The sequence below is a fragment of the Mesorhizobium sp. M0088 genome (assembly GCF_040322895.1).
Taxonomy (GTDB): domain Bacteria; phylum Pseudomonadota; class Alphaproteobacteria; order Rhizobiales; family Rhizobiaceae; genus Mesorhizobium.
On sequence record NZ_JAMYUI010000005.1, the window covers coordinates 144893 to 157741 of the forward strand.

General features: G+C 64.0%; 14 protein-coding genes. 5 read left to right on the top strand and 9 right to left on the bottom strand.

Features of this window, described 5'->3' with window-relative positions:
• Window positions 1-52 precede the first annotated feature (52 nt).
• Both ubiB and ubiE read right to left on the bottom strand, forming a co-directional pair.
• Window positions 53-1627 (bottom strand): 2-polyprenylphenol 6-hydroxylase, encoded by a 1575-nt coding sequence (ubiB, locus tag NKJ67_RS08035; RefSeq protein WP_352581006.1) that lies wholly within the window; start codon window positions 1625-1627, stop codon window positions 53-55.
• A 70-nt stretch (window positions 1628-1697) separates the two neighbouring features.
• Complete coding sequence (gene ubiE / locus NKJ67_RS08040; RefSeq protein ID WP_352581007.1) at window positions 1698-2474, bottom strand: bifunctional demethylmenaquinone methyltransferase/2-methoxy-6-polyprenyl-1,4-benzoquinol methylase UbiE; 777 nt, start codon at window positions 2472-2474, stop codon at window positions 1698-1700.
• Window positions 2475-2608: 134 nt separating this feature from the next.
• Here ubiE and NKJ67_RS08045 point away from each other — a divergent pair, with 134 nt between their 5' ends.
• From NKJ67_RS08045 to NKJ67_RS08055, 3 genes are all read left to right on the top strand, one after another.
• Window positions 2609-3583 (top strand): adenosine deaminase, encoded by a 975-nt coding sequence (locus NKJ67_RS08045; RefSeq protein WP_352581008.1) that lies wholly within the window; start codon window positions 2609-2611, stop codon window positions 3581-3583.
• A gap of 146 nt (window positions 3584-3729) precedes the next feature.
• Window positions 3730-4359 carry a uracil phosphoribosyltransferase gene (gene upp, locus NKJ67_RS08050; protein ID WP_023812571.1) on the top strand — a complete coding sequence of 210 codons (630 nt, stop codon included), beginning with the start codon at window positions 3730-3732 and terminating at the stop codon, window positions 4357-4359.
• 222 nt (window positions 4360-4581) lie between these two features.
• On the top strand, window positions 4582-5145 hold the full coding sequence (locus tag NKJ67_RS08055; RefSeq protein WP_352581009.1) for a TIGR02281 family clan AA aspartic protease: 564 nt from the start codon (window positions 4582-4584) through the stop codon (window positions 5143-5145).
• Between the two features lie 83 nt (window positions 5146-5228).
• On the opposite strand, the gene deoA is transcribed toward NKJ67_RS08055, so the two are convergent.
• The 6 genes from deoA to NKJ67_RS08085 are packed head-to-tail and all read right to left on the bottom strand — an operon-like array spanning window position 5229 to window position 11478.
• Window positions 5229-6548 carry a thymidine phosphorylase gene (gene deoA, locus NKJ67_RS08060; RefSeq protein ID WP_352581010.1) on the bottom strand — a complete coding sequence of 440 codons (1320 nt, stop codon included), beginning with the start codon at window positions 6546-6548 and terminating at the stop codon, window positions 5229-5231.
• Window positions 6548-7357 (bottom strand): purine-nucleoside phosphorylase, encoded by an 810-nt coding sequence (locus tag NKJ67_RS08065; protein WP_352581011.1) that lies wholly within the window; start codon window positions 7355-7357, stop codon window positions 6548-6550. The genes deoA and NKJ67_RS08065 overlap by 1 nt, the downstream gene beginning before the upstream one ends.
• A gap of 30 nt (window positions 7358-7387) precedes the next feature.
• The gene (cdd, locus tag NKJ67_RS08070) at window positions 7388-7780 is read right to left on the bottom strand and encodes a cytidine deaminase (RefSeq protein ID WP_352581012.1); all 393 of its coding nucleotides are present in this window, start codon (window positions 7778-7780) and stop codon (window positions 7388-7390) included.
• A gap of 56 nt (window positions 7781-7836) precedes the next feature.
• Complete coding sequence (locus tag NKJ67_RS08075; protein WP_352581013.1) at window positions 7837-8808, bottom strand: ABC transporter permease; 972 nt, start codon at window positions 8806-8808, stop codon at window positions 7837-7839.
• Window position 8809: 1 nt separating this feature from the next.
• Entirely contained in the window at window positions 8810-9949 is a 1140-nt protein-coding gene (locus tag NKJ67_RS08080) for an ABC transporter permease (RefSeq protein ID WP_023812577.1), read from the bottom strand.
• Entirely contained in the window at window positions 9946-11478 is a 1533-nt protein-coding gene (locus tag NKJ67_RS08085; RefSeq protein WP_352581014.1) for an ABC transporter ATP-binding protein, read from the bottom strand. The genes NKJ67_RS08080 and NKJ67_RS08085 overlap by 4 nt, the downstream gene beginning before the upstream one ends.
• Before the next feature lie 229 nt (window positions 11479-11707).
• Between NKJ67_RS08085 and NKJ67_RS08090 the strand changes: the two genes are divergently transcribed.
• Both NKJ67_RS08090 and NKJ67_RS08095 read left to right on the top strand, forming a co-directional pair.
• Window positions 11708-11914, top strand: coding sequence for a SlyX family protein (locus NKJ67_RS08090; protein ID WP_174800349.1), 207 nt, complete (start codon window positions 11708-11710; stop codon window positions 11912-11914).
• 22 nt (window positions 11915-11936) lie between these two features.
• Window positions 11937-12344 (top strand): hypothetical protein, encoded by a 408-nt coding sequence (locus NKJ67_RS08095; RefSeq protein ID WP_127266920.1) that lies wholly within the window; start codon window positions 11937-11939, stop codon window positions 12342-12344.
• Here NKJ67_RS08095 and NKJ67_RS08100 read toward each other — a convergent pair.
• Window positions 12339-12800: a GNAT family N-acetyltransferase gene (locus NKJ67_RS08100; RefSeq protein ID WP_352581015.1), complete on the bottom strand. Its 462-nt coding sequence runs from the start codon at window positions 12798-12800 to the stop codon at window positions 12339-12341. The two genes, NKJ67_RS08095 and NKJ67_RS08100, sit on opposite strands and share 6 nt — an antisense overlap.
• Between the last annotated feature and the right edge of the window lie 49 nt (window positions 12801-12849).

The window sequence follows — 12849 nt, forward strand, 5'->3', positions numbered from 1 at the left end:
TGAAAGCGTTGCTTTCAATGATAGCAATGCCTGCACTGCTGTCACCGAGAGCTCAGATCAACTTCCAGGCGATATAAACCAGCGTCAACGCAATCACCCAGAGTGCCCAGCGGCCGGAGCGGCTGTAGCGCGCCTCGGCCTTGCCGATGGCGTGGGCGGTGGTCTCGTCGAAGCGCAGGCCGTGCTCGGCCATCAGGTCGATCTCGCGCGACAGCCGGTCGGTGCGCGCCGCAAGCTCGGGCACCTGGCGGGCCAGCGTCAGCAGCGCCTTGGCGCCATCGTGCGCGTCGATCATCATGCCACGCGGCCCAAGATTGCCTGATATCCAGTCGCCGACCACCGGCTCGGCCGTCTTCCACATGTTGAAGGCCGGGTCGAGCGTGCGCGCCACGCCCTCGACCACCACCATGGTCTTCTGCAGCAGGATCAGTTCGGGCCGCGTCGCCATGTCGAAGAGTTCGGTGACCTCGAACAGCAGCGTCAGAAGCTTGGCCATCGAGATGGTCTCGGCCGGCTGGCCATGGATCGGCTCGCCGATGGCCCGGATCGCCTGCGCGAAGGCCGCGACATTGTGCTGGCGCGGCACATAGCCGGCCTCGAAATGCACTTCGGCGACACGCAGATAGTCGCGCGTGATGAAGCCGTAGAGGATTTCGGCGAGGAAGCGGCGCTCCTTCTTGCCGAGACGTCCGGCAATGCCGAGATCGACGGCGACGATGGTGCCGTTTGCCTCGACGAAGAGGTTGCCTGGGTGCATGTCGGCGTGGAAGAAGCCGTCGCGCAGCGTGTGGCGCAGGAATGACTGGATGAGGTTGGCTGCGATCGCCTTCAGATCATGGCCGGCGGCCTCCAGGCCGGCAATGTCGTTCATCTTGACACCGTCGACCCATTCCATGGTCAACACGTCACGGCCGGTGCGCTCCCAGTCGACGGACGGCACGCGAAAGCCGGGATCATCCTTGGTGTTCTCACCAAGCTCGGAGAGCGCCGCCGCCTCGAGCCTCAGGTCCATCTCGATCTTGGTGGTCTGCGCCAGCGTCTCTGTGACCTCGACCGGCCGCAGCCGGCGTGACGAGGGGATGTATTTCTCTTGCAGGCGGGCGGCGAGAAAATAGCTTTCGAGATCCTGGAAGAAGCGGCGGCGCACGCCCGGCCGGATCACCTTGACCGCCACCTTGGTGGCAACGCCGTCATGGGCGGTGTCGGCGGCATGGACCTGGGCGATGGAGGCGGCGGCCACCGGGTCGCCGAATTGCGCGTAGAGATCGCCGACCTTGCGCCCGAGCGAAGCCTCGATAGCCGCTATCGCCTCGGCCCTGGGGAAGGTGTGCATCTTGTCCTGCAACGTGGCGAGATCGAGCGCCATGTCGTTGCCGACGACGTCGGGCCGCGTCGCCAGGAACTGGCCGAGCTTGACGTAGGAGGGACCGAGCCGGACGACCGCCTTGGCCAGCCGGTCGCTGCGCTCATAGGCAAGGGCGCGACGGCGGGTGAACAACCGCGCCAGCCGCCAGCCGAACTTCGGCAGGCCCGACAACTCCTCGCCCGGCAAGGCGGCGACGACGCCCTCGCGCACCAGCACCCAGCCGGCCCTTACGAGCCGAAATCCAGCGCTGACCGTGCTCATAGCTGCGCCCGTCCTGCCGGCTTTTCGAACCGGCACAGATCACACTGCATGCGAGAAATGCGAGCCAGCCTCAAAGCTTCCAGCCCGAATGAAGTGCTGCAATACCGCCGGAATAATTGCGGAAGGAAACGCGACCGAAGCCAGCGCGGGAAATCATGGCCGCGAAATTCTGCTGGTTGGGGAATTTGGCGATCGATTCGACCAGATAGGAATAGGGTTCGCCGTCGCCAGTGACCATCTTGCCGATCTTGGGAATGGCATTGAACGACCAGGCTTCGTAGGCCTTGTCGAGCAGCGGCATCTCGACCTCGGAAAATTCCAGGCACAGGAAGCGCCCGCCGGGCTTCAGCACGCGAAACGCTTCGCCCAAGGCCACCTCGATGCGCGGCACGTTGCGGATGCCGAAAGCGATGGTGTAGGCATCGAATGTGGCATCGGCAAAGGGCAGTTCCTCGGCATTGGCCTCGACGAAATCGGTGTTGCCGGACAGGCCTTTCTTTTCGGCCCGGTCGCGGCCGACAGCCAGCATCGAGCCATTGATGTCGAGCACGGTGGCATGGGCGTTGCCGTGGCTGGCATCGACGATGCGGAAGGCGATGTCGCCGGTGCCGCCGGCAACGTCGAGCACCTTCCAGCCCGCCCGTTTCGGCGGGTTGAGCCATGTCACCATGGCATCCTTCCACAGCCGGTGCAGGCCGGCCGACATCAGATCGTTCATCAGGTCGTAGCGGTTGGCGACCTTGTGGAAAACATCGTTGACCAGGGACTGCTTGTCGCCAGCCCCTACACGCTTGAAACCATAGGAAGTTTCCATGCCGCCCGCGGCCGTGGTTCTCTCAACTGACATTTTTTTTGATCCGTCATAAAACCGGCGGGACCATAGCCGATCGATGGTGCGGGCGCTATTGTTTAAGGCGCGGTGTTCAGCCGCGCTTCCAGGTGGCGGGTTTCGAGACCTGGACGGACCGACGGGATGATTGAATGCCTTTGAAAGCGGAACTGCACTGCCACATCGAAGGGGCAGCGGCGCCCGAACTCGTCATCCGCCAGGCGCAGAAATACGGCAAGGACACCTCGCCCTATATCCAGAACGGTTCTTTCGTCTGGCACGATTTCACCTCCTTCCTGGCGGCTTATGATTTTTCCGCCGATCTGTTCCGGACCGAGGAGGACTATGCGCGGCTGGCCGACCACTATCTGACCAGCCTTGCCCGCGATGGCGCCATCTATTCCGAGGTGTTCACCTCGCCGGACCACGCGAAAAAGGCCGGCCTGTCGCCGAAAGCCTATACCGACGCGCTCGGCGAAGGCATGGCCCGCGCCAAGGCCAAGACCGGCATCGAAGGCCGCATGATCGTTACCGGCGTGCGCCATGTCGGCGTCGAATCGATCGAGCAGGCGGCGCGCTTCGCGGCGCGTTGCGGGCATCCGCTGGTCACCGGTTTCGGCGTTGCCGGCGATGAGCGCATCGGCGATATGGAGGACTATGTCAGGGCTTTCGAGATCGCCCGCGAGGCCGGGCTCGGCATCACCATCCATGCCGGCGAACTGACGGGCTGGGAGACGGTCCAGGCGGCGCTCGATCACATCCGCCCGTCCCGCATCGGCCATGGCGTGCGCGCCATCGAGAACCCGGACCTCGTCCGGCGCATCGCCGACGAGGGCGTCGTGCTGGAATGCTGCCCCGGTTCCAACATCGCGCTCAAGGTGTTCGACAGTTTCGCCGATCATCCGTTTCCGGCCCTGCAGGCGGCAGGCTGCAAGGTGACGCTCAATTCCGACGATCCGCCCTATTTCTGGACCTCGCTGAAGCGCGAATACGACATTGCCGCCGAGCATTTCTCGATGAACGAAAAGGCGCTGGCCGCCGTCACCAGAACGGCCATCGAGGCCGCTTTCGTCGATAGAAAGACCAAGACTGCTCTTCTTGCCCGGTTGAACGGCGCGGCACGCTGATTTCCGCCGACAAAGCTGTGGTCGGTGCGGGCCAAGCGGTTCCTTGGCCGGCGTATTGCCGCTAGGGTTCGCCCAGGCAGCTTGAAGCGCGGCGCGTCCGAAAGGGCCATGCGCGCATTTTCGGGCGCAGGCATCAGGAGAACACCATGAAGGGCGTCACCGTCGTCGACCATCCGCTTGTCCAGCACAAGCTGACCATCATGCGCAAGAAGGAAACCTCGACGGCTGGCTTCCGCCGGCTGCTGCGCGAAATCTCGCTGCTGCTCGGCTACGAGGTCACCCGCAACCTCGAACTGACGACGACGACCATCGAAACCCCGATGGAAACGATGGAAGCGCCGACGCTTGAGGGCAAGAAACTGGTCTTCGCCTCGGTGCTGCGCGCCGGCAACGGCTTGCTGGAAGGCCTGCTCGATTTGGTGCCGGCGGCGCGCGTCGCCCATGTCGGTCTCTACCGCGATCACGAAACGCTGGAAGCGGTCGAATATTTCTTCAAGGCGCCGAGCGACCTCGCCGACCGTCTGGTGATCGTCGTCGATCCGATGCTGGCGACCGCCAATTCGGCGATCGCGGCGATCGACAAGCTGAAAGAGCGTGGCGCCACCAACATCCGTTTCCTTTGCCTGCTGGCGGCGCCTGAAGGCATCGAGCGCTTCATCAAGGCGCATCCGGACGTTCCCGTCTTCACCGCTTCGATCGACCGCCAGCTCAACGAGAAGGGCTACATCATGCCCGGCCTCGGCGACGCCGGCGACCGCATGTACGGGACCAAGTAATATCAGGCAAAGTCGGCTGGTACGATTTACCAAATATTTACGCAAAGGCGCGGTTTTGGCGCGCGTTAAAGCGGCAAACACCATCCGGGCTTAACGATCGGCTGTCACTGCAGCGCCGCGCGTCCATTTCGGACGCGCAAAGGACGCTGCAGCACTTTGATTTGCGCGTGAGCCTTCCGAAAATCGATCCCGATTTTCGGGGTCATGCGGCGAGGCCGACCCATGCTGCGCAAACTCCTGATCCTCGCCGTTTTCGCCGGTACATCGGCATCGATACCGATTGTGTATCAGTCGAACCCGCAACTCGTCGAAAACCTGCTGAGGTCGGCGGTGCCGGGCAAACAAGCGGCCGAGGCCCAACCGGACGTCAATCTGGCATCGGTGCCCAACAAGCCTGCGGCACCGCTGCCGATGGGCCGCAAGGTCGTCGTCGCGGCTGACGAGCGCGGACACTTTTCATCGGCCTTCAAGCTCAATGGACGTCAGGTCGACGGCATGATCGACACCGGCGCCACGCTGGTCGCCATCAACATTTCGACGGCGCGCAGGATCGGCCTGTCGCTGAACGCTTCCGACTTCAACCGCGAGGTCAACACCGCCAACGGCACCATCAAGGCGGCCGTGGCCATGATCGACCGCCTGCAGATCGGCAACATCACGGTCAATGACGTCCAGACCATCGTGCTCGACGACAGGGCGCTGCACACCAATCTGATCGGCATGAGCTTCCTCAACCGGCTCGACAAATACCAGGTCGAGAACGGCGCGCTGCTGCTCATCCAGTAAGGCTATTCGTTTTCCGCAATTCCCAAGGGAAAGCGCTATGCGCTTTTCCCGGGAAAACCGTTCACACTTTTCCTGGAATTGCTTTAGCCGCGCGGAAGAATCCGCCGGATCACGCTCTTGTCGGCGGCCGGCTTCGAGGCGCCGACCGTATAGGCCGAAAGCACGGTTGCCGCGGCGGCCTCGGCATCGGCCGATGAGCGGGCATGGATCAGCGCCAGCGGCTCGCCGATCCCCACCTCCGTACCGATCGGTAACAGCCTGCTGATACCGACCGCGTGGTCGATCTTGTCGTCCGGCCGCGTGCGTCCACCTCCCAGGCCGACCACGGCGAGCCCGATATCGCGGGTGGCGATGCCGGTGACGAAGCCGTTTGCGGTCGCCTTGACGGCAAATTCGATCGCCGCCGCTGGCAGGTGTTTCTCCGGTTTCTCGATGAAATCGGCGGGGCCGCCAAGCGCGGCCACCATGCGTGCGAAGGTGGCCGCGGCGCGGCCGCTGGCGAGCGTCTCGGTGGCGCGCCGCATGCCATCCTGGTTGGACGACACCAGCCCGGCCGACTGCAGCATTTCGGCGGCCAGCGCCAGCGTCACATCCTCGAGCCGACGGTCACGATACCGGCCGGTGAGGAAATCGACGGCGTTGCGCACCTCGACGGCGTTGCCGGCGGCCGACGCCAGTGGCTCGTTCATGCCGGTGATCAACGCCGAGGCCTTCAGCCCGGCGCCGTTGGCGATCTCAACCAGGCTGTTGGCCAGTGCGGTGGCGTCGCGCGATTTTTCCATGAAGGCGCCGTTGCCGACCTTGACGTCGAGCACCAGCGATTGCAGCCCGGCCGCCAGCTTCTTCGACAGGATCGAAGCGGTTATCAGCGGCACCGATTCGACCGTGCCGGAGACGTCGCGGATCGCATAGAGCCGTCGATCGGCGGGCGCGAGGTCGGCGGTCTGGCCGATGATGGCACAGCCTGTTTCGAGCACCGCCTTGCGAAACAGCGCGACATCGGGCTGGCTGATGTAGCCGGGGATGGCATCCATCTTGTCCAGCGTACCGCCGGTGTGGCCAAGGCCACGGCCCGAGATCATCGGCACATAGGCGCCGCAGGCGGCGACGATCGGCGCCAGCATCAGCGAGACATTATCGCCGACGCCGCCGGTCGAATGCTTGTCGGTGACCGGGCCGGGCAGGTCCGACCAGTCGAGCACATCGCCGGAATCGCGCATCGCCAGCGTCAGCGCCACGGCCTCGTCGCGGTTCATGCCGTTGAAGAACACCGCCATGGCGAAGGCGCCGGCCTGGCCATCGGTAACGGCGCCTGACGTCACGCCCGCGACGAAGCCGGCGATCTCCTCTTCCGACAGCCTGAGGCCATCGCGCTTGCGGCGGATGATTTCCTGGGGAAGCATCAGATCTCCAGCAGTCCGTCGCGGAACACGCGCTGCAGGATCGTCGCCAGCCGCGCGCCGCCGACCGGCGCCATGTCCTTGGTCTCCTGGTGCGAAAGCTCGGCCCCGGTCATGCCGGCGGCCAGGTTGGTGATGACCGAACAGGCGGCGACGCGCAATCCGAGGAAGCGGGCGAGAATGACCTCCGGTACTGTCGACATGCCGACCGCATTGGCGCCCATGATGCGCGCCATGCGGATTTCGGCCGGCGTTTCGAAGCATGGGCCGGAGAACCACATATAGACGCCCTTGTGCAGGGTGGTGCCGGTTGCATTTGCCGCCCGTTCGATGGCTTGGCGGATGCCGGCATCATAGGCTTCGGTCAGGCCGACGAAACGCCGGTCGCTTGGTTCGCCGATCAGCGGGTTGGTGCCCGAGAAATTGATGTGGTCCGATATCAGCATGACCGAGCCAGGCGGCATGTCCGGATCGACCGAACCGGCGGCATTGGTGAGGATCAGTTTCGTGATGCCGATGCCGGCAAGCACTTCCAACACGGGGCGCATCGCCGCGGCGTTGCCGTGCTCGTAGTAATGGGCGCGGCCCGACAGCATCAGCACCGGCACGCCGGCAAACAGCCCTGCCACCACTTCGCCGGCGTGCCCGGTGACACCGCTTCTGGGAAAGCCGGGCAGGTCGGCATAGGAGATGCGGATCGGGTCCTCGATCTGGTCGACCAGACCGCCGAGGCCCGAACCGAGCACCAGTGCCGTGGCCGGCGCCAGGCCGTCCAGCCTTTCGACGAGATGATCCAGGGCTTTTTCCGTCATCGCTGCCAGCTGTTCATTTGAGCCCGTTGTTCATTTCAAAATATCGCCGCGGAAGCCGTAAGGCAGCATGTCGCCCATGGTCACGGTCTCGGCCACACCTGCATTGTCGCAGAGATAGAGCTTTGTTTCCGGCCGGCAGAATTCGGCAAGCCGCTGGCGGCAGCCGCCGCAAGGCGAGCATTTGGCCATGCGTTCGGCAAGGACGGCGATCTCCACGATCTTGCCGCCGCCGCCCATGATGTAGTGGCCCAGCGCCGTGGTCTCGGCGCACCAGCCTTCCGGATAGGAGGCGACTTCGATGTTGGCGCCGGTAAAGACGCGCCCGTCCTCGGTGCGCAAGGCAGCGCCGACCGGAAACCTGGAATAGGGCGCGTAGGCCTTGGCCATGGCGGCCTTGGCAGCCTCGAACAGATCATGCGACATTCAGGTGTTCTCTCCGATGATCGTGTTCAAAACCCGGCGCAAAGCCGACCCGCCGCTCAACGTTCCTTGACATAAGGCACGCCGCCGGCGCGTGGCGGAATGGCCTTGCCGATGAAGCCGGCGAGCAGGATGACGGTGAGGATGTAGGGCAGCGCCTGCATGAACTGCGCCGGCACCTTGCCGATGATGGGCAGCGGCGAGCCTTGCAGGCGGATCGACGCAGCGTCCAGGAAGCCGAACAGAAGGCAGGCGAACATGGCATTGACCGGCTTCCACTTGGCGAAGATCAGGGCTGCCAGCGCGATGTAGCCCTTGCCGGCGGTCATGTCCTTCACGAAGCCGCCATTTTGCACCATCGACAGGTAGGCGCCGGCAATGCCGGTGAGGATGCCGGTGCAGATCAGCGCCCTGTAGCGCAGCCAGGCGACCGATATGCCGGCGGTGTCGACTGCGGCCGGGTTCTCGCCTACGGCGCGCAGGCGCAGGCCGAAGCGGGTGCGAAACAGCACCCACCAGGTGAACGGCACCATCGCGAAGGCAAGATAGACCAGGATCGAGTGGCCCGACAGGAGCTCGGCATAGATCGGTCCGATGATCGGCACGTCGCGGATGGCCTCGGCGCCCGGCAAGGTGATGGCCTCGAAGCGCTCGCCCGGTTGCAGCGCCGGCGTGCGCCCGCCCTGCTGGAACCAGGCCTGGCCGAGGATGATGGTCGAGCCGGCGGCGATGAAATTGATCGCCACGCCGGAGACGATCTGGTTGCCGCGATGGGTGATCGAGGCAAAGCCGTGGATCATGGCGAAGGCGACCGAGATCAGGATCGCCATGCCGAGGCCAAGAAACGCCGAATGGAACACGGAAGCGGCGGCCGCGCCGGCGAAGGCGCCGACCAGCATCTTGCCTTCGAGGCCGATGTCGAAGATGCCGGCGCGTTCCGAATAGAGCCCGGCCAGGCAGGCAAGCAGCAGCGGCACCGAGAGGCGGATGGTGGAGTCCAGTGTCTGGATGATCGCGTTGAACACATCCATCTCAGGCACCTTTCCCCTTGACCGCTTCCATGCCGACCGATCGCGGACTGAACGAGGCGAACAGCGCCTGGATGTAGGGCCGGAACATGTGCTCGAGGGCACCGGCAAACAGGATCACCAGGCCTTGAATGATGACGATCATGTCGCGGCTGATTGCCGGCATCTCGAAGGCGAGTTCGGCGCCGCCCTGGTAGAGCATGCCGAACAGGATCGCCGCCAATACGATGCCGACAGGGTGCAGGCGGCCCATCAGCGCCACGGCGATGCCGACGAAGCCGGCGCCGGAAACGAAGTCGATGGCGACATTGTGCTGATCGCCCATCACCGGATTGAGCGCCATCATGCCGGCCAGCCCGCCCGAGATCATCATGGCGGTGATGATGATGCGGGTTTCGGAAATGCCGGCATAGCGTGCCGCCTTCGGGCTGTGGCCGTAGGTGCGCATCTCATAGCCGAGCTTGGTGCGCCAGATCAGCAGCCAGACCAGGAAGGCCATGACCAGCGCCAGCAGGAAGGTGACGTTGAGCGGCGCCGAACGGATCTTGGCGCCGAACAGCTCGATGATCCAGTTGAGCTTGGGCAATTCCGCGCCGGCGAGGAAGTTGCGCGTCTGCGGCGCTTGCGAGGCGGCTGGCTTCAACGGGCCGACCAGCAGGTAAACCATGATCGAGGCGGCGATGAAGTTGAACATGATGGTGGTGATGACGATGTGCGAGCCACGCTTGGCCTGCAGATAGGCCGGGATGAGCGCCCACAATGCGCCGACCGCCGCCGCGGCAATGATCGCCAGCGGGAAGGTCAGCCACCATGGCAGTGTGCTGTCGAAGCTCAGGCAGACGATGGCGATGCCGAGGCCGGCGATGTAGGCCTGCCCTTCGGTGCCGATGTTGAACAGGCCGCAATGCGCGGCCACCGCCACCGAAAGCCCGGTGAAGATGAAGGTGGTGGCATAAAAGAGGGTGAAGGCGATGCCGGTGCCTTTGCCGAAGGCGCCTTCGACCAGGATGACGGCTGCGCGCAACGGATTCTCGCCGACCAGAAGCACGACGAAGCCGGCGACGACGAAGGCGACGAACAGATTGATCAGCGGGATCAGGCCATAGTCGGCCCAGGCCGGCAGTTTGGCGTAAGGCGCGCTCAAAGTGCTGCCTCCTGGTGCTCGATGCCAGCCATCAGCAGGCCGAGCTCGCCCTCGGTCGCTTCGGGGCCGCGTTCGCCGACGATGCGGCCCGCAAACATCACCAGGATACGGTCGGACAGCGAACGGATCTCGTCCAGCTCGACCGACACCACCAGCACCGCCTTGCCCTGGTCGCGCATGGCGATCAGGCGCTTGTGGATGAATTCGATGGCGCCGACATCGACGCCGCGTGTCGGCTGGCCAACGATCAGAACACCAGGGTCCTGTTCCATCTCCCGCGCCAGCACGATCTTCTGCTGGTTGCCGCCGGAGAAATTGGCGGTCTTCAGGCGCGGATTGCCGGGGCGGATGTCGTATTTCTCGATCTTGTCCCTGGCGTCGGCCATAATGGCGTCAACGTTGAGGAACGGCCCCTTCAAATAGCGGGGATCGTCGTGATAGCCGAGGATGGAATTCTCGTTCTCCTCGAAGGCCAGCACCAGCCCGACGTGATGGCGGTCCTCCGGCACATGCGCCAGGCCGCGGTCGCGCAGTTCGCCCGGGTCGGCCGCACCGGTCAGGTCGATCGGCTTGCCGTCGAGCATGACCGAGCCGGACACCGCACGCCTGATGCCGGAAATCGCCTCGAGCAGTTCGGATTGTCCGTTGCCGGCGACACCGGCGATGCCGACGATCTCGCCGGCCCTGATATCGAAGGAGATGTCGTCGACCATGGTTACGCCGCGCGTATCCTTCACCGTCAGGTTCTTGACCGCGAGCTTGACGGCGCCGGCCTCGGCCTCGCCCTTTTCGACCCGCAAGAGCACGCGCCGCCCGACCATCAGCTCGGCCAGTTCCTCGACAGTGGTCTTCCTGGTTTCGCGCGTCGCCACCATCGTGCCCTGGCGCATCACCGACACGGTGTCGGTGATGGCCATGATCTCGCGCAATTTGTGGGTGATCAGCACCACCGTCTTGCCCTGGTCCTTCAACTGCCGAAGGATGCGGAACAGATGGTCGGCCTCGGCCGGCGTCAAAACGCCCGTAGGCTCGTCGAGGATCAGGATCTCGGCGCCGCGATAGAGCGCCTTCAGGATCTCCACCCGCTGCTGCAGGCCGACCGGCAGCTCCTCGATGATCGCATCGGGATCGACTTCCAGCCCGTATTCGCGCTCAAGCCGCTCCAGTTCGGAGCGTGCCTTGGCGATGCTCTTCTTCAAGAGCGCATCGCTTTCGGCGCCGAGGATGACGTTCTCTAGCACCGTGAAATTGTCGACCAGCATGAAGTGCTGATGCACCATGCCGATGCCGAGCGCGATGGCGTCATTGGGGGTCTTGATCGAGGCCGGCTGGCCGCCAACGCGGATTTCGCCGCTGTCGGCCTGGTAGAAGCCGTAGAGGATCGACATCAGCGTCGACTTGCCAGCTCCGTTCTCGCCGACAATGCCGTGGATCGTGCCGCGACCGATCTCAAGATTGATGTCCCGGTTGGCGCGCACCGCACCAAAACTCTTGTTGATGCCGATCAACTCGATTGCGGCTTGCGCCATGCAGCCTGTCCCACTCTTATTTTTTTATCGCTTGGTCAAAACGCCTAGCATGACGCTCCGCCCGTGCCAATTGGCGGAGCCGGTTCACTCTCGACAAATCCCGGTGCGCTTGTCAATTTGCAACGTGGCCGGGGCCTTCACATTCGCTAGTATGACGGCGCCGAAATTCGCATCACGGCGCAAGACATCGCGGTGAACGACATCGCGGTGAGACTGGGGAATTCACATGATCACGCCCGCCGACCGGCTGACGACGCTGGAAATACGCGCCGCCGAGCAGGAGAAGACCATCGAGGAACTGTCCGGTCAGATCGCCGAGCAGTGGAAGGTGATCGAGCGCATGCAGCGCAAGCTGGACGCGCTGACGGATCGCTTCCTGGCGCTGGAGGAGCAGACAGGAGATGAAGTGCCGGTAACCAAGCCACCGCACTGGTGAGGAAAAAGGGAAGGTGCACGCCTTGGTCAGTGAAAGCGATCGCATCGCGCGGGCCGGCGAATATGTGCTCGGTCTTATGAACGACAAAGACCGCGAACGGGCCGAACGTGACCTGGAGGTCGATCCCGCCTTCCGCGACGCGGTCGCGCGACTTGCCGAGCAGATGTATTTCTTCGACCGTTACGGAAAACGCGACCTGCTGCCTGGCAGGCATTGGGAACTGGTTACCCAACGCCTAGCCGAGTTACCTCAGATGCGCAGCGTCGAGCTCGGCGGCAATGAGGTCAAACCGCGCACGGTGATCCGAAGCCTGTCCCGGCCACCATACGGCATTGGCGTGCACGCGCTTGGCGGCCGGCGCGGAGTTGTCGTTGCCGCCGGGCTGATGGTGGCGTTCGCGCTGGGCTGTCTCGTCGCGAAGCTGCTATAGGCGAGGGCGGCGCGACATCAGCGCCATCTTCTCGCCGTCCGAGCCGCTTATCTCAACGGTATTCCAGCCGAGAGCCGCGTAGAAATCACGCGCATCCCATGTGTAGAGATGGAGCATCTCGACGCCCCGTGACGCCGCATGGGCTTCCGTTGCCTTGACCAGCGCGGTGGCGATGCCTCGGCGTCGATACCTTGCATCGACGACCAACCCGGCCAGCCATGGCGTCAGATCATGTACGGGCTCCAGCTCGTGGTGGACCAGCAGGCATGTCCCGACCGGGGTGTCGCCGATCCGGGCAACGAATGCCGCCTCGAAGCCGTCACCGGCGATCAAGCCACGAAGCCCTGCCGCATCTTCCCCGAGCGTCCTTCCGGTTCCCTCGAAAAACGTGGCCAGGCGCAGCTGGGCTACCGCTGCTACGTCGTGCTCGCCCATGGGTGCGATCTTTGGCTGCATCTGTATCCCGAAACGGTGGCCGGCACGGAGCGAACGTTTCGCTCGATCC